23 protein-coding genes are annotated in these 22,439 nt (G+C 28.0%); 18 read left to right on the top strand and 5 right to left on the bottom strand.

All coding sequences use genetic code 11. The features are described from left to right. Positions 1 to 4 precede the first annotated feature (4 nt). From DAD81_RS11170 to DAD81_RS11190, 5 genes are read left to right on the top strand one after another with little or no spacing between them, the layout of a single operon-like run. Positions 5 to 844: a phytoene/squalene synthase family protein gene (locus DAD81_RS11170; protein ID WP_111708355.1), complete on the top strand. Its 840-nt coding sequence runs from the start codon at positions 5 to 7 to the stop codon at positions 842 to 844. Continuing rightward, a complete protein-coding gene (locus DAD81_RS11175) occupies positions 844 to 1,344 on the top strand; it encodes a hypothetical protein (protein ID WP_111708356.1) in 501 nt (166 codons plus the stop codon). The genes DAD81_RS11170 and DAD81_RS11175 overlap by 1 nt, the downstream gene beginning before the upstream one ends. Then, on the top strand, positions 1,341 to 1,781 hold the full coding sequence (locus tag DAD81_RS11180) for a sterol desaturase family protein (protein WP_111708357.1): 441 nt from the start codon (positions 1,341 to 1,343) through the stop codon (positions 1,779 to 1,781). The genes DAD81_RS11175 and DAD81_RS11180 overlap by 4 nt, the downstream gene beginning before the upstream one ends. Beyond that, positions 1,781 to 2,473, top strand: coding sequence for a lycopene cyclase domain-containing protein (locus tag DAD81_RS11185; RefSeq protein WP_111708358.1), 693 nt, complete (start codon positions 1,781 to 1,783; stop codon positions 2,471 to 2,473). Before DAD81_RS11180 ends, DAD81_RS11185 begins: the two co-directional genes overlap by 1 nt. Next, entirely contained in the window at positions 2,474 to 3,760 is a 1,287-nt protein-coding gene (locus DAD81_RS11190) for a cryptochrome/photolyase family protein (RefSeq protein ID WP_111708359.1), read from the top strand. Between the two features lies 1 nt (position 3,761). Here DAD81_RS11190 and DAD81_RS11195 read toward each other — a convergent pair whose 3' ends face one another. The 3 genes from DAD81_RS11195 to DAD81_RS11205 are packed head-to-tail and all read right to left on the bottom strand — an operon-like array spanning position 3,762 to position 7,181. Continuing rightward, positions 3,762 to 5,177 carry an SDR family oxidoreductase gene (locus DAD81_RS11195; protein WP_111708360.1) on the bottom strand — a complete coding sequence of 472 codons (1,416 nt, stop codon included), beginning with the start codon at positions 5,175 to 5,177 and terminating at the stop codon, positions 3,762 to 3,764. A 26-nt stretch (positions 5,178 to 5,203) separates the two neighbouring features. Next, positions 5,204 to 6,517, bottom strand: a complete 1,314-nt coding sequence (locus tag DAD81_RS11200) for an ABC1 kinase family protein (protein ID WP_111708361.1) — start codon at positions 6,515 to 6,517, stop codon at positions 5,204 to 5,206. Positions 6,518 to 6,524: 7 nt separating this feature from the next. After that, the gene (locus tag DAD81_RS11205; protein WP_111708362.1) at positions 6,525 to 7,181 is read right to left on the bottom strand and encodes a TetR family transcriptional regulator C-terminal domain-containing protein; all 657 of its coding nucleotides are present in this window, start codon (positions 7,179 to 7,181) and stop codon (positions 6,525 to 6,527) included. A 537-nt stretch (positions 7,182 to 7,718) separates the two neighbouring features. Here DAD81_RS11205 and folE point away from each other — a divergent pair. The 13 genes from folE (at position 7,719) to DAD81_RS11270 (ending at position 20,024) form a co-directional block, all read left to right on the top strand. Then, positions 7,719 to 8,420, top strand: coding sequence for a GTP cyclohydrolase I FolE (folE, locus tag DAD81_RS11210; RefSeq protein ID WP_111708363.1), 702 nt, complete (start codon positions 7,719 to 7,721; stop codon positions 8,418 to 8,420). Positions 8,421 to 8,422: 2 nt separating this feature from the next. After that, positions 8,423 to 8,632 carry a hypothetical protein gene (locus tag DAD81_RS11215; RefSeq protein ID WP_111708364.1) on the top strand — a complete coding sequence of 70 codons (210 nt, stop codon included), beginning with the start codon at positions 8,423 to 8,425 and terminating at the stop codon, positions 8,630 to 8,632. Between the two features lie 9 nt (positions 8,633 to 8,641). Then, a complete protein-coding gene (locus tag DAD81_RS11220; RefSeq protein ID WP_111708365.1) occupies positions 8,642 to 9,325 on the top strand; it encodes an SDR family NAD(P)-dependent oxidoreductase in 684 nt (227 codons plus the stop codon). Positions 9,326 to 9,418: 93 nt separating this feature from the next. Continuing rightward, positions 9,419 to 9,901, top strand: coding sequence for a glutathione peroxidase (locus DAD81_RS11225; RefSeq protein ID WP_111708728.1), 483 nt, complete (start codon positions 9,419 to 9,421; stop codon positions 9,899 to 9,901). Position 9,902: 1 nt separating this feature from the next. Next, positions 9,903 to 10,367 (top strand): TspO/MBR family protein, encoded by a 465-nt coding sequence (locus DAD81_RS11230; protein ID WP_111708366.1) that lies wholly within the window; start codon positions 9,903 to 9,905, stop codon positions 10,365 to 10,367. 3 nt (positions 10,368 to 10,370) lie between these two features. Beyond that, positions 10,371 to 10,856 (top strand): SRPBCC family protein, encoded by a 486-nt coding sequence (locus DAD81_RS11235; protein WP_111708367.1) that lies wholly within the window; start codon positions 10,371 to 10,373, stop codon positions 10,854 to 10,856. A 29-nt stretch (positions 10,857 to 10,885) separates the two neighbouring features. Next, complete coding sequence (locus tag DAD81_RS11240) at positions 10,886 to 11,392, top strand: CIA30 family protein (RefSeq protein ID WP_111708368.1); 507 nt, start codon at positions 10,886 to 10,888, stop codon at positions 11,390 to 11,392. A gap of 16 nt (positions 11,393 to 11,408) precedes the next feature. Beyond that, positions 11,409 to 11,765 carry a glyoxalase gene (locus DAD81_RS11245; protein ID WP_111708369.1) on the top strand — a complete coding sequence of 119 codons (357 nt, stop codon included), beginning with the start codon at positions 11,409 to 11,411 and terminating at the stop codon, positions 11,763 to 11,765. A 15-nt stretch (positions 11,766 to 11,780) separates the two neighbouring features. Then, positions 11,781 to 12,902 carry a vWA domain-containing protein gene (locus DAD81_RS11250; RefSeq protein WP_111708370.1) on the top strand — a complete coding sequence of 374 codons (1,122 nt, stop codon included), beginning with the start codon at positions 11,781 to 11,783 and terminating at the stop codon, positions 12,900 to 12,902. Beyond that, the gene (locus tag DAD81_RS11255) at positions 12,871 to 14,364 is read left to right on the top strand and encodes an AAA family ATPase (protein ID WP_245949240.1); all 1,494 of its coding nucleotides are present in this window, start codon (positions 12,871 to 12,873) and stop codon (positions 14,362 to 14,364) included. The genes DAD81_RS11250 and DAD81_RS11255 overlap by 32 nt, the downstream gene beginning before the upstream one ends. Before the next feature lie 439 nt (positions 14,365 to 14,803). Continuing rightward, positions 14,804 to 18,334, top strand: coding sequence for a pyruvate:ferredoxin (flavodoxin) oxidoreductase (nifJ, locus tag DAD81_RS11260; RefSeq protein ID WP_111708371.1), 3,531 nt, complete (start codon positions 14,804 to 14,806; stop codon positions 18,332 to 18,334). A gap of 71 nt (positions 18,335 to 18,405) precedes the next feature. Continuing rightward, a complete protein-coding gene (locus DAD81_RS11265; protein ID WP_111708372.1) occupies positions 18,406 to 18,783 on the top strand; it encodes a HEPN domain-containing protein in 378 nt (125 codons plus the stop codon). Positions 18,784 to 18,848: 65 nt separating this feature from the next. Then, positions 18,849 to 20,024 (top strand): GlmU family protein, encoded by a 1,176-nt coding sequence (locus tag DAD81_RS11270; RefSeq protein WP_111708373.1) that lies wholly within the window; start codon positions 18,849 to 18,851, stop codon positions 20,022 to 20,024. A gap of 51 nt (positions 20,025 to 20,075) precedes the next feature. Here the strand turns inward: DAD81_RS11270 and DAD81_RS11275 are convergent, their stop codons facing one another. Together DAD81_RS11275 and DAD81_RS11280 are read right to left on the bottom strand one after the other, a co-directional pair. Next, positions 20,076 to 20,447, bottom strand: a complete 372-nt coding sequence (locus tag DAD81_RS11275; RefSeq protein WP_111708374.1) for a PUR family DNA/RNA-binding protein — start codon at positions 20,445 to 20,447, stop codon at positions 20,076 to 20,078. 82 nt (positions 20,448 to 20,529) lie between these two features. Further along, positions 20,530 to 22,284 carry an ABC transporter ATP-binding protein gene (locus tag DAD81_RS11280; RefSeq protein WP_111708375.1) on the bottom strand — a complete coding sequence of 585 codons (1,755 nt, stop codon included), beginning with the start codon at positions 22,282 to 22,284 and terminating at the stop codon, positions 20,530 to 20,532. Between the last annotated feature and the right edge of the window lie 155 nt (positions 22,285 to 22,439).

The raw sequence follows: 22,439 nt of genomic DNA on the forward strand, positions 1-22,439 counted from the left end.
AATAATGAAGAAATTATTTGATGAAACGTCTTTTAAGTGTAGTAAAATTGTAACTAAAACATACAGTACTTCATTTTCAATGGCTGTTTATATGCTTTCTCCAAAAATTAGAGAAGCAATTTATAGTATTTATGCGTTTGTTCGTTTTGCTGATGAAATAGTAGATTCTTTTCATAACTATGATAAAGAAGATTTATTAGATGAATTTGAAAAGGATTATTATAAGTCTTATAGTCAAGGGATTAGTTTAAATCCTATTTTAAATTGCTTTCAACATACTGTAAAAAAATACAATATTACAGATGATCTAATTCAGTCATTTTTAAAAAGCATGAAAGCAGATTTAAAAAAAGAAACCTATAATACAGTAGAAGAATATAACCAGTATATTTATGGTTCTGCAGATGTTGTTGGTTTAATGTGTTTAAAAGTTTTTGTTGATGGTAATGATGAAAAATATAAAGAATTAAAATATTCAGCAATGAAACTAGGTTCGGCTTTTCAAAAGGTAAATTTTTTAAGAGATTTAAAAGATGATTATGAGTTATTACATCGCTCATATTTTCCAGGAGTAAATTTAAAAGAATTAACGGCTAATGAAAAAGCAGAAATAATTGCCGATATTGAGGCTGATTTTAAGGAGGCATTTATAGGGATTAAAGGATTGCCTATTGAAGCTAAATTTGGTGTTTATACGGCGTATGTTTATTATAAAAGATTATTAAATAAATTAAAAAGAACTCCTTTTAATGAAATATTAAATACGCGTATTAGAGTGTCAAACCCTATGAAAATTAGCTTATTGGCAAAATCTTTTGTAGTTTATAAATTAAATTTACTGTAATGAAAGAATTTCTTATTATTTGTTCATTTATAATGCTTGTTTCTTTAAAAACACCTTTGGAAAGTGTAAGAGAACAGTTTTTAAATATAAATAATTTAGAGCAAGCTGAAGGATTTATAGAGCAATTAAAACAAGGTACTACTGCAGAGGCTAAAGGTTATTATGCTGCCATGGTATTTATGAAATCTAGATTTGTGAAAAACCCTTTTTCAAAACTAAAACATTTTAAACAAGGTAAGAAAATTTTAGATCAAGATATTGTTGAAAATCCTTTAAATGTAGAAATAAGATATATTAGATATATTATGCAAAAACAGATTCCAAATTTTTTGGGATACAACGATTTTATTTCAGAAGATTTTAATGTTATTACACAAGAAATGGTAAATGCAAAATTAGATTTAGCTTTAAAAAAATATATTTTAAACAATATGTTATTGTTAGAAAGTTTAAAAATTGAAGAAAAAGAAAAGATTGAACAAACTTTAGATAAATTATGATATTTGTAATTACAACAATTGCTGCTTTTTTAATAATGGAGTGTATTACTTGGTTAACTCATAAATTTGTAATGCATGGTTTTATGTGGTATTTTCATGAAGATCACCATCAACCGAGATATCAAAATACTTTTGAGCGAAATGATATATTCTTCATAATATTTGCTATTCCAAGTATAGCATTATTTTATTTTGGTTTGCAAGGAGGTTTAAATTATAAGTTTTTTATAGGTTTAGGAATTTTGTTATATGGCATAGCCTATTTTTTAATTCATGATGTTTTAATTCATCAGCGATTTAAGTGGTTTAAAAACACCAAAAATAAATATTTAATTGGTTTACGTAAAGCTCATAAAGTGCATCATAAACATTTAGGAAAAGAAGATGGTGAATGTTTTGGAATGTTAAATGTGCCTAAAAAATATTTTAAAATTTAATGTATTTATATATTTTAATAAATGTTGCTTCTTTTTCGGTGCCATTTTTGTATAGTTTTCAAAAGAAAATGAATTTTATACAGTATTGGAAAGCTGTGTTTTTAGCAATAACTTTAGTTGCAATTCCTTTTTTAATTTGGGACGTTTGGTTTACTAATTTGGGAATTTGGGGTTTTAATAAGAACTATTTATTGGGTTTTAATATTTATAATTTACCTATTGAAGAAGTTTTATTCTTTTTTTGTATTCCATATGCAAGTATTTTTACCCATTATGCGTTATTACACTTTTTTCCGAATTTAGCATTACCTAAAAAAATTACAAATGGACTTTTAAAATTCTTTATTTTATTCTCCTTAATAATTGTTGTTTTAAATTATAATAGGTTGTACACTTTTTTTAGTTTTCTGGTTTTTGCTTTGCTTTTAATTTATTCGTTAATTGATACAAACAAGATTTTAAATTCATTTTTCATTACATTTTTAGTAGTTCTTATTCCATTTTTTATAGTAAATGGAATTTTAACAGGAAGCTTTATTGAAGAGCAGGTTGTTTGGTATAATAATGCTGAAAATTTAGGAATTAGAATAGGAACCATTCCCGTTGAAGATGTTTTTTATGCATTTAGTATGTTGTATGGAGCAATAATTTTAATTGAAAAAATGAAACCCAAAATTATAAATAAAAAGTAAATGAATAACAAAAGTGAAGTTGCTGTTTTTTGGTTTAGAAGAGATTTAAGATTACACGATAATACAGCATTGTACTATGCATTAAATTCTGGATTTAAAGTGCTTCCAATTTTTATTTTTGATGAAGCTATTTTAAATGAATTACCAAAAGATGATGCAAGAGTTACTTTTATTTATAATTCATTAAATAAAATAAATGATGATTTAGTTGAAAATAATTCTTCATTAAATGTAGAAAAAGGAAATGTAATTACTGTTTGGGAAGAGCTTCTAAATAAATTTAACATTAAAAAAGTATTTTTCAATAAAGATTATGAACCTTATGCAAATAAAAGAGACGCTGAAATAATTAAAATATTTTTTAAAAATAATATTGAAGTAAAGACTTACAAAGATCAAGTTATTTTTGAAGCTGGTGAAGTTTTAAAAGCAGATGGAAAACCTTATACTGTTTATACACCGTATAAAAACAAATGGTGGAACTTGTATAATTCCCAAAAAAATGATTTCTATCCTTCTGAAAACATAAAAGAAAATTTTATAAAATCAACATTAAGTTTCCCTTCATTAAAAGACATTGGTTTTACAAAAAGTACTATAAAAGTTAGAGAAATTAATAAAAATACAATTTTAGACTATGAAAAGTTTAGAGATTTACCAACAATTGATACATCAAACACATCTGTGTATTTAAGATTTGGATTAATAAGTATTCGCAAACTTTTTAAATACGCAGAAACTGTAAATGCTACTTATTGTAATGAACTTATTTGGAGGGAGTTTTTTATGCAAATACTGTATCAATTTCCTAAAGTTGTGAATGAAAATTTCAAATCGAAATACAATTTTATTCCTTGGAGAAATAATGAAAAAGAGTTTAAGTTGTGGTGTGAAGGAAATACGGGATACCCAATTGTAGATGCTGGGATGCGAGAGTTAAACCAAACAGGTTATATGCATAACCGGGTGAGAATGGTGGTTGCTAGTTTTTTAAATAAACATTTATTAATTGATTGGAGTTGGGGAGAGGCTTATTTTGCTGAAAAATTATTGGATTATGATTTAGCGGCTAACAATGGAAACTGGCAATGGGCTGCAGGAACTGGTTGTGATTCGGCTCCTTATTTTAGAGTATTTAATCCAACTACACAACAACAAAAATTTGATCCAGATTTTAAATATATCAAAAAATGGAATCCTAATTATAAAGATATTTCTGAAATTGTAGATCACAAATTTGCACGTTTACGTTATTTAGAAGTGGTTAAAGCTTCTTTAGTTCGATAATTTATACTAATTTAGAAATCATTCCATTAAAAACAAACCAATGAAATGGTGTTACTGCATACCAATATAATCTACCAGCAATACCTTGAGGTCTAAATGTAGCTGTTTGATATAGTATATCGTTTTCTATTCTAAACTCAAGCCAAGCTTCGCCAGGAAGTTTCATTTCAGCATATAATAAAAGTTTTTTGGCTTCTTTATTAGCATAAATAACACGCCAAAAATCTAAAGAATCTCCATTGTTTAGTTTTGTAGGATGTGTACGTCCTCTCCTTAAACCAGTTCCGCCAAATAATTTATCTAAATAACCGCGTAATTTCCATAAAAAAGTTCCGTAATACCATCCGTTTTCACCTCCAATAGACCATATTTTGTTCAAAGTATAATTTACATCTTTTAAATTTCGTTGTTTTTTATCTGTAAAGCAGCCGTAAGTTGGTACATTAATATGTTTATGTATATCGCTTTTTAAAGCGCTACTTATAAAAGAGTCCTTCCAGCTAGAAACTATACTATTTTGTTCAATTTTTAAAAATGCATTTTTTACAGCATCTTTATATGAAATGGGTTTTATGTTTAGTATTTTGTTAATGTTACTAGTGTTTCCAATAATTTCTATACCCATACTATTTACGAGTGAAGCTGCTAATTTATAAGATGTAGAGGTTACAAAATAAAGCCAGTATGATGAGAGCTTAGGAGTCATTATTGGTATTGTAATAATTCTTCGTTTAAGCCCTCTTATTTTTGCGAATTCTAAAAGCATTTGTTTGTAAGTAAGTATTTCTGGTCCAAAAATATCAAACGATTTATTGTAAAGCTTTTCGTTTCCTTTTGCTTTTTCTAAAAAAGACAATACATCTCTAACAGCAATAGGTTGAGTTTTGGTATTTAGCCATTTTGGAGCAACCATAATGGGTAGTTTTTCAACCAGATCTCTTATAATTTCAAAGGAAGAGCTTCCTGATCCAACTATAATACCTGCTTTAAATGTGGTTAAAGCATATTTTTCTGAATTTAAAGTTGTTTCAACATTTTTTCGTGATAATAAATGTTTTGAGAGCTTTGTATCATTAGTTATACCACTTAAATATATAACTTGTTTGGTTGTAGTGTTTTCAATGTGGTTTTTGAAATTTTGTGCACACTGCTCTTCTAGTATGTGAAATTCTGTTGAAGAATTTGACATTGAATGGATTAAGTAGTATGCAATATCAATATCTTTAGGGATATTAATTAAAGTATTTGGTTTTAAAAAATCTACTTCAACAATACTTATATTTTTATCATTTTTAAAATTATTGGGAGATCTATTTTTATCTCGTACGGCACAAACAACAGTATAACCTTCATTTAATAATATAGGTATTAAGCGTTTTCCAATATAGCCTGTTGCACCTGTAACTAGAATTTTCATTTTTAAAATTTATTAAATTTAAATGGTTATAATTTTTTATAATTATTAATTTTTACTTCAGTTGCTTTTAAATCAAACATTAAGTTATAAAGACCAAAAAACGTTCTGTTTATATATATAAAATGTTTGGAACCTCTATTTCCATTCATTTTTTTAAGCTCTGTATTTTTTGAGTAACGTTCTCCTAATTCTGCAATTTGTTTAAAGAAGTTAGGATTAGAAAAATCGAATGTTTCTTTATGAAAAGGTTGAGTAAACAAACTTAGCATATCGTGAAACATAGCTGTGAAAAATGCTAATTCTTCAGGAGAGTCATCATCTCTTAAAATTTCTAATTCAAATAATTTTTGTTTAAAAATATCGGTATTATTAATATTCTCCTTTTTAGCTAATTCAAAATAAGGAATGTAAAATTCATCAGGAATTGCTTTCATACAGCCAAAATCTAAAGCTATTAAATCGGCATCTTTTGAAATTAAAAAATTTCCTGGGTGAGGATCTGCATGTACTTTTTTTAAAGTGTGAATTTGGTACATATAAAAATCCCACAAAGCTTGTCCTAGTTTGTTTGATTTTTCCGTATTTGTATTATGAGCTGTAAATTCAGATAAATGTTCCCCGTGCATCCAGTCCATTGTAATAATTCTTTCCGAAGAAAATTCTGAATAATATTTTGGGAAGCGTAAATTTGGGATATGATTACAAGCAGCTGAGATTTCTTTACTCTGTTTAATTTCAATTAAATAGTTGGTTTCTTCAATTAATTTATCTTCAACTTCTTTAAAATATTTATCAGAATCCTTTCCTTTAATATTAAACATACTTATTGCAATTGGTTTAACCAGCGTTAAATCGCTAGATATACTATTGGCAATTCCAGGATATTGAATTTTTACTGCTAAATTTTTACCGTCCTTTTCAGCTTTATGAACTTGTCCAATACTTGCGGCATTTACTGAATTTGCATTAAAAGTGTCGAAAATTTCATTTGGAGCCTTTCCAAAATATTTTTTGAACGTTTTAATAACTAAAGGGGCCGATAAGGGAGGAACCGAAAATTGAGATAAGGAAAACTTTTCTACATAAGCTTGTGGTAAAACACTTTTTTCCATGCTTAACATTTGAGCTACTTTTAAGGCGCTTCCTTTTAGGTTTTTTAAACCATCATAAATGTCTTCAGCGTTATTTTTATCTAGTTTTTGTTTAGCTTCATCTTCTGTACTTACTAATTTATCTCCATAATATTTTAAATAATTCATCCCAACTTTGGCGCCGGTTTGTACTAATTTAGAAGCTCTATGTATTTTTGAGATAGGAATTGTATCTATAGTTTTTAACATATTTATTTTAGTTTGTGTTTATTTTTTCTTTGTATAAAAATTTACCCAAATCAATAATACTTTTTAAAGGAGTTGAGTTAATTAAATCAAAACTTGTATTTACAGATTTTTCAATAAAAATATCTGTTTTTTCAAAAGCTGCAGAAGTATCATTTATCCAAAATTTTAAGGTAACTAATAATTGAATCCAGGCAGTTTCTTTAATACTCTTTTGTTGAATTTGAACTATATTTTTTTGTTTAAAATCAATAGTTTCTATTTCCAGAGAGTCTATATAATTAGTAAAACTGGTTTTAAGCATAGATAATGCACTATGTTTACTAATGTCTAACTTATTAGTGTCTAATATTGAAATAATAAAACTTCTGTTTGAAGTTAAAATTTCAAAAAAAGTATAATAAAAACTTAATAACTTATTACGAGCATCAAAATTTTGGTAGTCTTCACTTTTTTCTATTACACTAATTGTATTCTCAAAAAATGCATTAAAAATAGATTTTTCAAGAGCTTCAAAGGATCCGAAAAATTGATAAAATGTAGCTTCTTCAAATTTATTTTCTTTAGCAAATGAGAAAACAGTTGGTGGTTTTAAATTATGCTCTAAAATGTAACTCATATATTTAGAGATAATTTCCATAGCATTAATTTCTTTATTTTTGGACATAATATTTTATTTTTAAATAATGTTTAACGTAAAGGTACAAAAATTAAACAAAACAACAGCTTGTATTTAAATTTAAACTATGTTAAAACTTTATTAAAGTATAGATAAAACTAATAGTGGATTATGGAAACTTAAATTTAAATGTTTAACTTTGTTAAATTGTAAGTAAACAAAAATAATAAAATACCGATAATTGATGAAGAGTGCTTTACTCCAATACATATGTGGTCTGCTTTAAATTGGGCGATTGAAAAAAATAAATATGTTTGGAAAGTGCAGTAATTGAATGCAGTAATTGAAATTATCATAGTCATAATTACCAGTTAGAATTAAGTAATACGTATTATAATTAAAGTTAAAAGTAATGTAATTGTTAAACATTTTTTCGATTTTATAAAACATAATGTATTTGGTTAAATTTGATTCTAAGAATAGAAGTGTTTAAAATTTTAGTAAAACGTGATAAAATATAACATTGGTATTTTTAAATTTTTAAACCTCTTTTAGAGGAGGATTATGAACTAAAAATTAAGCTTTATGAGACAAGAAGAAACTTTGTTGAATTTTCGGGCTAAACAAAGTGGGTTAAACGATTTGAATTCTGAAGATGTTGTTGAAGATGATTTAAAAACGGGTGTTGAGACGCCATTAGTTAAAGATGCTTTTAAATTATCTGATGAAGAAAAAAAAGAGCAAATTACGGAGTTGTTTTCGGATATAATGAAAGTTATGGGAATGGATTTAACAGATGATTCATTAAAAGAAACTCCAAATAGAGTTGCAAAAATGTATATAGATGAAATATTTTCAGGATTAAACCCTGAGAATAAGCCAGAAATAACGTTGTTTGAGAATAAATATAAGTACAATCAAATGTTGGTTGAAAAGGATATTAAATTTTATTCTAATTGCGAACATCATTTTGTTCCATTTTTTGGTAAAGTTCATGTAGCTTATATTTCATCAGGAAAAGTAATTGGACTTTCAAAAATTAATAGGATAGTTCAGTATTTTGCAAAGAGACCGCAAGTTCAGGAAAGATTAACAAATCAAATTGGATTAGAGCTTGGTAATATTTTAGAAACCGAAAACATTGCAGTAATAATAGACGCAAAGCATTTATGTGTTGCATCAAGAGGTATTAAGGATGATTCATCAACTACAGTAACAAGTTATTATAGTGGTGTATTTAATAAGTCAAAAAAAATTGTAGAACTTCAAAATTATTTAAAAATATAAGTATGGAATTAGTAGAAAAAGCGTTGGAATTTGAGCATCGTAAACTTTCGTTAAAGAGTACAAATGAAAGAATTATGGCCTCAAGAGAAGTTAAGGCGTTAATTTTAGGTGTTAATGAAATTTATAAGAAAAATAAGGATCCTGAATTAATGGACCTTATGAAACGTTTAACAGTTATTAAGCGAAAAGTTGAAAAACGATTAAAATATTAGTAGAATGATATGAAAACAATTGTTATAATTGGAGGTAGTAAAGGAATTGGAAATGCTATTGTTAATATTTTACTTAATGAATGTTTAGTTATAAACATAAGTAGAACTAATCCTAGTTTAATTCATAAAAACTTTACACATTATAATTGTAACATTTTGATTGATGAATTACCTGAAATACAAAATGTAGATTCATTAATTTATTGTCCGGGAAGTATTAATTTAAAACCTTTTGAACGATTAAAATTAGATGATTTTAAAAAGGATTATGAAATTAATTTTTTAGGAGCTGTAAGAGCAATTCAAAAGTATTTACCAAATTTAAAGGAAAGTAAAAACTCAAGTATTTTATTGTTTAGTACGGTAGCTTCCAAATTGGGAATGCCATTTCATACAAGTGTTGCTAGCGTAAAATCAGCTATTGAAGGTTTGGTAAAATCGTTAGCAGCTGAGTATGCTCCAAACATAAGAGTTAATGCTATAGCACCAACAGTTACGGATACTACATTAGCATCTAAACTATTGCGAAATGATAGACAAAAAGAGCAAATGATTGAAAGACATCCGTTAAAAAAATATTTAAATGTTGAAGAGGTGGCAACTATGGCTGCGTTTTTAATTTCAGAAAAAGCTTTATCTATGTCTGGACAAATATTTCAAATGGATTGTGGAATAACTAGTTTGAAAATTTAAAATTTTAAAAAAACTATGAAACTAATAGGTATAGTAGTAAGTTTAATGGCTTCATTTATATTGTTAATGGGATCAATATCAAACAAAAAGAATATGGAAACTAAATCGTCAATTTATAATATTTCAATAAACAGTATTACCGGAGAACCTATTAATTTAAAAGATTTTAAAGGGAAAAAAATATTGTTTGTTAACACGGCTTCAAAATGTGGCTTTACAGGGCAATATAAAGATTTAGAGAAATTAAATAAAGAATACAAAGATAAACTTGTTATTATAGGTTTACCTTGTAATCAATTTGGTGGGCAGGAGCCAGGGACATTGCCTGAAATACAATCTTTTTGTGAGGTTAATTATGGTGTTACTTTTTTAATGACTGAGAAAATTGATGTTAAAGGTGAAAACATACACCCTTTATATGCTTGGTTAACTAAAAAGGAATTAAATGGAGTGAAAAGTTCATCTGTTAAATGGAATTTTCAAAAGTATATGGTAGATGAAAATGGTAATTATATAGATTTTTATTACTCAATTACAAAACCAATGAGCTCAAAAATTTTAAATCATTTAAAATAATATGAGTACGCATATACAATACATATTAATTTTTTTAGTATTAAATTTTGGAGCCTTAGCAATTGGTAGTTATTTTATGAATAACGGGCCACAATCTAATTGGTACATAACCTTAAATAGAGCTCCTTGGACACCTCCAGGTTGGTTTTTTGGTGTTGCTTGGACTACAATAATGGTATGTTTTTCCTTTTATTTAGCCTATTTATTGGCTTTAAAACCGGGAAATTCTTTTTGGATTGTATTTGCTATTCAATTTATATTAAATATAGCTTGGAATTACATCTTTTTTAATCAGCAACAAACAGGTTTTGGGTTGATTGAAATTATTTTGTTAACTGCAGTAGTTGGCTATTATCTATTTCAATTTGGAAGTGGTTTAGGAATTAAATCTTGGTTAATTGCTCCTTATTTTATTTGGTTGCTTATTGCTACAAGTTTAAATGCGTATATCTATTTAAAAAATTAAAGGATGAAGTTTAATACAAAAGGAACAGTATATACTTTGTCTTCAAAACAAAAATTACCTATTTCAATTGATGAAGCTTGGGAGTTTTTATCAAGTCCTGCAAATTTAAAAACAATTACTCCAGATTATATGAGCTTTGATATTATCTCAGGAGCAGATAAACCAATGTTTGCGGGCCAAATAATACAGTATATTGTAACACCAATTTTAGGAATTAAAACAAATTGGGTTACAGAAATTACACATATAGTTGATAAACAATATTTTGTTGATGAGCAGAGGTTTGGGCCTTATGCACTTTGGCACCACAAACATTTTATTAAAGAAATTGATGGAGGAGTTGAAATGGAAGATATTATAGACTATAAAGTTCCTCTTGGTTTTCTTGGAAGGTTGGTACATCCAATTTTAGTAAAACCAAAACTTACCGAAATTTTTAACTATAGAACTAAAAAACTTATTGAACTTTTTGGGGATTATAGTACTTAAAGATTGTTAATTTTAAATACTTTATGCTTATGACTTTAATTGAAAAAACAGATCATACCATTGTAAAATTTACTATAAACAGTAAATTAGATAGTTGGAGACTTGTAAATGATGTAATTATGGGAGGTGAGTCTAAGAGTAACATAAGTATTAATAAAAATGGAAACGCCGTTTTTGAAGGGGAAGTATCTTTAGAAAACAATGGTGGATTTTCTTTATTAAGACATCGTTTTGGAAAACTGAATATTTCTAAATTTAAAACAATTAAAATTCGTTTAAAAGGAGATGGAAAACGATATCAGTTTAGAGCTAAAGCATCAATTTTTAAACAACATTCTTATATAGGTTTCTTTCAATCTAATGGTAATTGGCAGGTTATTGAAATTGAATTGGCAAAATTGAAGCCTACTTTTAGAGGAAGGGAATTATCTATACCAAATTTTCCAGGATCTGAATTAGAAGAGATTGGTTTTTTAATAGGAAACAAAAAGAACGAAAAGTTTAAACTTATTATTGATACAATTATTTTAGAATAAATGAAGTTTATTTATAATGAAAAAAAGACCATTAATAACAAACGCTGCTATTTTAGATAACACAAAAAAGCTTGAAAATTTTCAAAATACAACCTTACGCCCAATAATTAAATGGTTGAATGATTTGTTATTTGTGTATTTTCATAACTATATGGTTTTGAAAAAATTTGATATTGTTAATTCAACAGATATTCAAAAAGATAAATTTGTTACAACCATATTTTTAAAGGATAATCAATTTAAAAATGAGATAAAAGGGATTGTAATTGGTCATTTTACTGTTGAAGAGTATGATTTTTATAAAAACTCGACTAAACAAATAAATAAAAGAATTTTTAGTATTGTTAAGCAACGCATTTTAAGTTTTAATTAAAGGTTATTAATTAATATGAGTAATAAAAATAATAGAACCGGTTTTAAGTTTACACCATATGAGGCTGAAATAAAAAGTCCGTTTGATACGCTGTTTGATATTTTTAAAGAATTAATTACACATACTTCAGGAGATTTTGATGAAGCCATTGACTGGTTAAAAATGCTTGATAAAGAATATAAACTTACAACCAAAGAATATACAATTGAAGACTTTATTGAAGATTTAAAGAATAAAGGTTATTTAAAAGAAACCATTACACCTAATGGAGATTCTAAAAGCAGTATAACAGCTAAAACGGAAAGAGCGATTCGGAAAAATGCTTTAAATCAGATTTTTGGGAAAATTAAAAAGAGTGGAATTGGGAATCATAAAACAAAAACCACAGGAATAGGCGATGAGCATACAGGTGATTATAGAAATTTTGAATTTGGAGATTCTTTAGACCGCTTATCAATTACTGAAAGTTTAAAAAATGCCCAAATAAACCATGGTTTAGATAGTTTTAAATTAACAGAGCAAGATTTAGTTGTAGAAGATACAAATCATAAATCTCAAATGAGTACTGTGTTAATGATTGATATTAGCCATAGTATGATTTTATATGGTGAAGATAGAATTACTCCAGCAAAAAAAGTTGCAATGGCATTAGCGGAATTAATTACCACCAGATATCCTAAAGATACTTTAGATATTTTGGTTTTTGGAAATGATGCTTGGCCAATAAAAGTAAAAGATTTGCCATATCTTCAAGTAGGGCCTTATCATACAAATACTGTTGCGGGTTTAAAACTTGCAATGGATATTTTAAGACGAAAAAGAAATACCAATAAACATATTTTTATGATTACAGATGGGAAGCCAAGTTGTTTACAGTTACCAGATGGCACTTATTATAAAAACAGTAACGGTTTAGATAAGTATATAGTTGAAAAGTGTTATAATATGGCTTCCCAAGCTAGAAAACTGCACATTCCAATCACTACCTTTATGATTGCTCAAGACCCATATTTACAGACTTTTGTTGAAGAATTTACAGCTTCAAATAGAGGTAAGGCTTTTTATACAGGATTGGAAGGTTTGGGTGAAATGATTTTTCATGATTATGAAAATAACAGAAAAAAAAGAATTAGATAATATGCATACTACTATAAAAACAATCAAAGAATTAAAAGAAGCAGGTTATGTTTCTAAAAGTATAAAAGATGAACTTCGTTTAAATTTAATAGAGAATATTAAAAATAAAAAAGTATCTTTTAAAGGTATTCATGGGTATGAAAATACCGTAATTCCACAATTGGAAAGAGCTATTCTTTCAAAACATAATATTAATTTACTAGGACTTCGCGGACAAGCAAAAACTAGGTTAGCTCGTTTAATGGTTCAATTATTAGATGAATATATACCAGTAATTGAAGGTTCAGAGATTAATGACGATCCATTAAATCCTATTAGCGCATTTGGAAAAGAACAGGTTTTAAAATATGGTGATGAAACAAAAATAAGTTGGCTGCATAGAGATAATCGTTTTTATGAAAAATTAGCGACACCAGATGTAACTATTTCCGATTTGATAGGAGATATAGACCCAATTAAAGCTGCAAATTTAAAATTGAACTATGCAGATGAAAGAGTAATTCATTATGGAATGATTCCAAGAGCAAACAGATGTATTTTTGTAATTAATGAGTTACCAGATTTACAAGCTCGTATTCAGGTTGCATTGTTTAATATTTTAGAAGAAGGAGATATTCAAATTAGAGGTTTTCAATTAAGAATGCCATTAGATTTACAATTTATTTTCACCGCTAATCCAGAAGATTATACAAATAGAGGAAGTATAGTAACTCCTTTAAAAGATAGAATTGGGTCACAAATATTAACACATTATCCTGAAAATATTGAAATTTCTAAGACAATAACAAAACAAGAAGCCAAATTGCAAGAGGAAAGAGTATGTGAAATATACATTCCAGAAATAGCGAAAGATTTGGTAGAACAAATAGGTTTTGAAGCACGTAATAGTGAATACGTAGATAATAAAAGTGGTATTAGCACAAGAATGAGTATTACTGCATATGAAAATTTATTGAGTACAGCAGAGTATAGATGTATAAGTTCTGGCTCACAAAAAACTACTATAAGGTTTTCAGATATATTAGGTGTAATTCCAGCCATAACAGGTAAAATAGAGCTGGTGTATGAAGGGGAACAAGAAGGAGCTGCTTTTGTAGCTGAAAAGTTAATTGGTAGCGCAGCTAAAACATTATTTTTTAACTATTTTCCAGAGATAAAAAAATTAAAGCATGAAGAGGAAAGTGATCCTTATGATGCTGTTTTAGATTGGTTTTTTGAAAGTGGTTCATTTGAATTAATGGATGATGCTTCTGAAGATGAATACGCTGAAACTTTAAATAAGGTAGTTCCTTTAGATGCTTTAATAAATAATTATATGTCTCAATTGGATGTTAGGGATACTTTATTTGTAAAAGAATTTATATTATGGTCTTTGGTGGAGAAACAAAAATTAAATAAACAACGTATTCTAAAAGGATTCTCATTTAAAGATACTTTTGGAGCTTATTTATCAGGTTTATAAAAAAAATGAATTCTTAATTTTTTTTATAATAATAATTATTAATAAAGTTGTAATTATTTCATAAGCAGCATTAAAAATTCAATCATATTTTAGTTAATAATGTTCTGAAATAATTATAAAATAAAACAATTTTCACATTACATAAATCTAATAAAAACTTAATATTTCTATAATTTCAAAGGTTAAAGAATTGTTATTTTTGTTACAAAAGATCTTTTTGTATTACAATGAGTCTTTATAATAAGTTGAAATACAGTTACTTAAAATCATTGTTTTAAATGATTCTAAATAATTTTATAACTTGTATTTGCTGATATATATCATTATAACTCTTGGCTAAATCTTCTAATTTTACAATACTTAAATTAATAATTATTATAGTTTGTAGCATCTTCAATAAAATAATCTACAAACTATTTCATGTAAATATAAAGAAGAAATGAAACCAGAAACAAAAAAATTAATTTGTGATGCTAATGAGGCGGTGGCCAGAATAGCACACAAAACTAATGAAGTTTGTGCAATTTATCCAATTACACCGGCTTCGCCAATGGGTGAGCATGTAGATGTCTATAGTGCTAAGGGTCAGAAAAATATATGGGGAGATGTCCCGAGAATTATTGAAATGCAAAGTGAAGCAGGAGCTTCAGGTACAGTTCATGGATCTTTACAAGGAGGAGCATTAACCACCACATTTACAGCATCTCAAGGATTATTATTAATGATTCCTAATATGTATAAAATGGCAGGTGAATTATTGCCTACTGTAGTACATGTAGCAGCTAGAACTATAGCAACTCATGCATTATCAATTTTTGGTGATCATTCAGATGTTATGGCAGCTCGTCAAACAGGTTTTTCAATGATATTTGGTGGGTCTGTGCAAGAAGCTCAAGATTTTGCTTTAATTGCTCAAGTTGCAGCTTTAAAAAGTAAAGTTCCAATTATGAATATTTTTGATGGTTTTAGAACTTCTCATGAAATATCTAAAATTGATTCTATTCCTGATGATGTTATTAAAACAATGATGCCAGAGAATGATATAATGAAACATAAAAAGAATTCATTAGATCCAGACAATCCTGTTTTAAGAGGTACAGCACAAAATCCAGATGTATTTTTCCAAGCGCGTGAAGCAGCAAATACATATTATGAAAAAGTTCCTGGAATTGTTCAGGAAACTATGGATGAGTTTTATGAACTAACAGGAAGAAAATATAGCTTATTTTATTATATAGGACATCCAGAAGCTGAAAAAGTAACTGTAATTATGGGATCTGGAGAAGGCCCTGTAAGAGAAACTATTGATACTTTAGTAGAGCAAGGAGAAAAAGTAGGAGCGTTATTTGTACGTTTATACCGTCCGTTCTCTGTAAGTGACTTTATTAAAGAAATGCCTAAAACAGTTAAAAAAATAGCTGTATTAGATAGAACAAAAGAACCAGGTAGTACAGGAGAACCATTATATTTAGATGTAGTAACTGCATTTGTTGAAATGGGAGCAAGTATGCCTACAATAGTTGGTGGTCGTTATGGTCTTTCTTCTAAAGAATTTACACCAACAATGGTGAAAGGAATTTATGATGAATTAGATAAAGAAACTCCAAAAAATCACTTTACAATTGGTATTAATGATGATGTTACTCATACTAGTTTAGAATACGAACCAGGTTTCGAAACTAAAAAATCTACATTTAACTGTATGTTCTATGGTTTAGGATCAGACGGTACGGTAGGAGCAAATAAAAACTCAATTAAAATTATTGGTGAAACTACAGATAATTTTGTTCAGGGATATTTTGTATATGATTCTAAAAAAGCTGGAGCACAAACAGTATCTCATTTACGTTTTGGACCAGAACCAATTTATTCTTCATACTTAATAAGTACGGCTAATTTTATTGCTTGTCATCAGCCAAACTTTATTAATGAGTATGATATCTTAAAAAAGATTAAAAAAGGAGGTACCTTCTTACTTAATACACCTCACTCAAAATATAAAATTTGGGCAGAGCTACCAAGTTCAGTTCAAAAAAGAATAATAGAGAATAATGTAGAGTTTTATGTAATTGATGCAACAAAGGTTGCTGCAGAGGCTAATTTAGGAAAACGAACAAATACTGTATTACAAACGTGTTTCTTTGCTATTTCTGGTGTTCTTCCAAAAGATGAAGCTATTAAGAAAATTAAAGAAGCAATTGTAAAATCTTATTCTAAAAAAGGGGATAAAGTTGTTCAAATGAACTTTAATGCAGTTGATAAATCTTTAGAAAACTTACAAAAAGTTGAATATCCTTGTCATACAACAAACGAGAATGGTTTAGTACCAATGATGACTGAAGATGCTGATGATTTTGTAAAAGAAGTTTTAGGATCAATTTTAGCAGGTAATGGAGATTTACTTCCTGTAAGTTCATTTACAGCTGATGGTACGTTCCCTACAGGAACAACACAATATGAAAAACGTGGTATTGCTGATGCGGTTCCAATTTGGGATGATGCAGATCTTTGTACACAATGTAATAAATGTGTTGCCATTTGTCCACATGCAGCTATTAGAGCAAAAGTGGTTCCAAATGAATTATTAGAAAATGCACCAGCTAATTTAAAACATGTACCAGCAAAAGGAAGACCATTTGATAGTAAAACTGAAAGTTATGTTTTACAGGTTTCTCCTGAAGATTGTACAGGATGTGATCTTTGTGTTCAAGTTTGTCCAGCAGAAAGTAAATTGGTTGAAGGTATATTTGCAATTAACTTACATAAAAAAGCAGAAGTTGAAAAAGTTGAATCTGTAAATTGGGATTACTTTATTAATCTTCCTGATTATGATAGAACTAAATTAGTAACAACAAATGTAAAAGGATCTCAATTCTTACAACCATTATTTGAGTTCTCAGGAGCTTGTTCAGGTTGTGGCGAAACACCTTATATTAAGTTAATTACGCAATTATATGGAGATAGTATGGTAATTGCAAACGCTACAGGATGTTCTTCAATTTATGGAGGTAACTTACCAACAACACCATACACAAAAAATAAAGATGGTAGAGGACCAGCTTGGGCAAATTCATTATTTGAAGATAATGCAGAGTTTGGTTTAGGTATTAAATTAGCATTAACTAAAAAAGAAGAAATAGCTGTTAGTTTATTAAAATCTTTAGAAAGTGTAATTGGAAGTACATTAACAAATAAAATTATTGATAGTCCTGAAAATACAGAAACATTAAAAAAAGAAAAACTAGACGATATTGCTGAGTTAAATACAATTTTAGATACAATTGATACTTATGAATCTAAAAAACTAAGAAACCTTTCTGAATACTTACGTAAAAAAGCAGTTTGGATCTTTGGTGGTGATGGTTGGGCTTATGACATTGGATATGGTGGTGTTGATCACGTACTAGCTTCTGGTGAAAATGTTAATATTTTAGTAATGGATACTGAAGTGTATTCTAATACTGGTGGTCAAGCTTCAAAAGCAACGCCATTAGGTGCAAGTGCTAAATTTGCAATGAAAGGTAAACAAAGCAATAAAAAAAGTTTAGCATTGCAAGCAGTTTCATACGGTAATGTGTATGTTGCACAAATTGCAATTGGAGCAAAAGATAATCAAACACTAAAAGCTATTCAAGAAGCTGAAGCATATCCAGGACCATCAATAATTATAGCATATTCACATTGTGGTGAGCACGGTTATGATTTAAAAGATGGAGCAGCACATCAAGAAAAAGCGGTAGAAACAGGTTATTGGCCATTGTTTAGATTCAATCCTTTAGAAGTTAAAGGAAAGAGATTTAGATTAGATTCAAAAGCACCTTCAGCTCCGTTAGAAGACTTTATGTATACTGAAACTCGTTTTACAAGAGTTGTAAAAGAAGATTCAGTTGGAGCAAAAGTGTTGTTAGATAGAGCTCAAGAACAAGTAGATGTTCAATGGGAAAGACTAGAACTTTATAAAAATTTATAAATCAATTATTTTAAGAGTGCTAGGTATTTTATATATCTAGCACTTTTTTTAACTCTTTTAAAAATTAAGAAATGACAGACTTAAGAACTCAAGCTTTTTTAAAAGAAGCAACCAAAAATTTAGACCTTGCAAAAAATGAATTATTAAAGCCAGCTGAAGATATAGTTACCTATTCTGTATGCAAAAATTCTCAATTTGCAGTAGAAAACTTTCTTAAAGGGTATTTAAATAAAAACAATATTGAAATTGAATTGAAGGACACTATTGAAACTTTATATAATAAATGTTTGTCATTTGATGAAAATTTTAAAAACATTGATATGGGCGCAATAGGTTGTAGAAAACAACCAATTGATTCTCGTTATTGCTCTGAAATTAATTCTGTAAGCGCTTGTTTTGATACAGCTGACAGTATTGATACTTATTTAAGGAAAAAAGAAGTATTATAGAATATCTTGTTTTCATTTGAAGAAAACAAAACTTACTGTACATTTGTTTAAAATATTCAATTATTATGAATTATATTTTATTTGATGGCTCAGTACGCAATGCTTTATTGCCTTTTACTTACACAAAACCTGTGGCCGATTTAAGAATAGGAATATTAACTATTCGTGAAAAATGGGAAAAATACCTAGGTTATACAACTACTACAATTACTGAAGAATACTTGGAAGAGAAATATCCAATGGTAGAAATGGAAAGTAATGTAATGATAAATGCATCTTTTTTACCTTCAGATTTATTGGTTGAACAAGTTAAAAGCTTAAAAGAAAATCAAGCTATTTTTCAACAAGAGGAGGTTATAGCTTTCTTTACAACTGATAACCAAGATGAGGTGAGTTTTGAGGATTATGAGCGGTTCGAATTTAAGGAGCCAATTCTAAAAATTAATAATACTTGGGATTTATATTCATTGAATGAACAAGCTATACAACAGGATTTTGATTTAATTACCGAAGGAAGAACATCACAACAGATACCCGAAGGTGTAAATTTTTTAAATAAAGAAGATATTTTTATTGAAGAAGGAGCAGAAATTTTATTTTCAACTTTAAATGCGAGCACAGGACCTATTTACATAGGAAAAGACACCTTAATAATGGAAGGAAGTGCAATAAGAGGTCCTTTTAGTTTAGGTGACGATTCTGTAATTAAAATGGGTGCAAAAATTTATGGAGGCACAACAATTGGTCCTAATTGTAAAGTTGGAGGGGAAGTTAATAACAGCGTTATTATGGGATTCTCAAATAAAGGTCATGATGGGTTTTTAGGAAATTCAGTATTAGGTGAATGGTGTAATATTGGTGCAGATTCTAATAATTCAAACCTAAAAAATAATTATGTTGAAGTAAGGTTATGGAACTATGAAACGGAACGTTTTGCTAAAACAGGTTTACAATTTTGCGGGTTAATGATGGGAGATCATTCTAAATGTGCAATTAATACTATGTTTAATACAGGAACTGTTGTTGGAGTGAGTACAAATATTTACGGAAGTAATTTTCCTCGTAATTTTGTTCCTTCATTTAGTTGGGGTGGAGCAGCAGGATTTTCTATTTATCAATTAAAGAAAGCTGAAGAAACAGCTTCTTTGGTATTTCAGAGAAGAGGTTTAGAATTTGATGAGCGAGAAAAAAGAATATTAAAACATGTGTTCGAAATATCAGAAAAATATAGAAATTATTAAAAAAAAATCCCATTATTTTCATAATGGGATTTTTTTTCTAAAATATTCTTTTTAAATATCTTCAAAATTTACATCAGTAAAACTTTCAGTACTTGAAGTTTCTTCATGATTTAATTCAGAAGGCTTTTTAAAATCTTTTTGGTGACGTTCAGAAATAACTTCCTCTCCTTTTTCTTCTAAGATATAATCAGTTGCAGCTTTTAACATTTCGTTAAACTCAACAAAATCTTCTTTATATAAATAAATTTTGTGTTTTTTGTAATGGAAAGATCCATCGTCGTGTGTAAATTTTTTGCTTTCAGTTACGGTTAAGTAATAGTCATCTGCCTTTGTTGCTCTTACATCAAAAAAGTAAGTTCTTCTTCCTGCTCTCAGAACTTGAGAGAAAATCTCTTCTTGTTCTAAATGTTCTTTGTCATTCATAATTAACTTTCTATTTTATTAATCTTTTTTTAGATTGTCTACAACACAAATCTAAAAAATTATTTGACGTGATTTACAATTTTTACAATTCTTTTTCTAAAAGTTGTTGTTCGTAAAGTTCCTTATAATAACCTTCATTATTAACTAATTCATTGTGTGAACCTTGTTGAATAATAGACCCTTCACCAAGCACAATTATTTTGTCTGCATTTTTTATAGATGATATTCTATGGCTTACAATTATGGTGGTTTTATTTTTACTTATTTTATATAAGTTGTTAAGAATAATTTCTTCGGTTTCTGTATCAACAGCTGAAAGACAATCATCAAAAATTAATATTCTAGGATCTTTAATAATTGCTCTGGCAATTGAGATACGTTGTTTTTGACCACCAGATAAGGTAACACCTCTTTCACCTACAAAAGTATCATAACCTTCATTAAATTCAATTATATTATGATGTATGTATGCATCTTTAGCTGCCTGTTCTATTTTAGCATCTGACGCATTTGGTTCTCCAAATTTAATGTTGTTTTTAATGGTATCTGAAAAAAGAAATGCTTCTTGAGGAACAAAGCCAATATTTTTTCTAACATCATTTAAATTTAAATTTCTAATGTCTTTTCCGTCAATTAAAACTTCACCAGATCCAACATCATATAATCGAGCAATTAAGTTTAAAACAGTGGTTTTACCTGAACCTGTATTTCCTAAAATTGCAAGTGTTTTACCTTGTTCTATTTTAAAAGTAAGATTTTTTAAAGCTACAATATTGGTATCATCATAAGTAAAAGTAACATTATTAAATTCTATGGCACCATTAATGTTGGTTTGCTTTTCGTTTAAATTTTTAATTTCAGGTTCGTGTTTTAAAAATTCATTAATACGTTTTTGAGAAGCTTCTGCTTGCTGAACAATAGATGTTACCCACCCAACAACTGCAACTGGCCAAGTTAATAAGTTTACATACATAATAAATTCTGCAATAACACCTATGGTTATTTCACCTGAAATGTATCTTAAACCACCAATGTAAATAACCAAAATATTACTCAATCCTATAAGTAAGATCATTAAAGGGAAGAATAATGCTTGCGCTTTAAATAAGTTGATGTTTTTTTCTTTGGATTCTTCAGCTAAATCATCAAATTCGGTAATAGAATTTTGCTCAATTCCATAAGATTTTAAGATGCTAATTCCTGAAAATGTTTCTTGCGCATTAGCTGTAAGCTTTGATAAGTACTGCTGTACAAGTGTACTTCGTTTGTGAATAACTCTACTTAAAATATAAATAGATAATGAAAGAATAGGTAATGGAAGTAAAGTGTAATAGGTTAGTGTAGTATCTATATGGTACATTTTTACTATAGCAACTGCAAATAATACAACCATATTAATTGTATACATAATAGCAGGGCCAAAATACATTCTAACTTTGGTTACATCTTCACTAATTCTATTCATTAAATCTCCTGTTCTATTTTTCTTATAGAAGTTTAAAGATAGTTTTTGATATTGTTGATAAATTTCATTTTTAAGGTCAAATTCTATCAACCTAGACATCACAATAATGGTTTGTCTCATTAAAAAAGTGAAAAAACCAGATAACAATGCAGCTCCAATAATTAATAAAATATTATGAAGCAAGTCCGCTTTTACAACTTCAATATCTGTAATAACTCCATTTCTATAATCTTGAGCCGCATCTAAAGATTTACTTATAAGTTGCGGAATTTGAAGAGTTAAGTATTTAGAACAAAACGTAATAACCAATCCTATAAGTAGTCGGTATTTATATTTTATGAAGTATTTGTTTAAATATTTTAAGGCTTTCATAAGTAGAAAAAAGTATTTCAAATTTAATGTACGAAGATACATTTTTATATAATTACAGCACTTTTTTTATGATAGATTTAACTTTGAATAAAAAATGAAAAACAAAATTATATTTATAAAAAATAATAGTATTTTTGCATTTTCAAACAATAAAT

It is taken from the genome of Lutibacter citreus, assembly GCF_003260195.1.
Taxonomy (GTDB): domain Bacteria; phylum Bacteroidota; class Bacteroidia; order Flavobacteriales; family Flavobacteriaceae; genus Lutibacter; species Lutibacter citreus.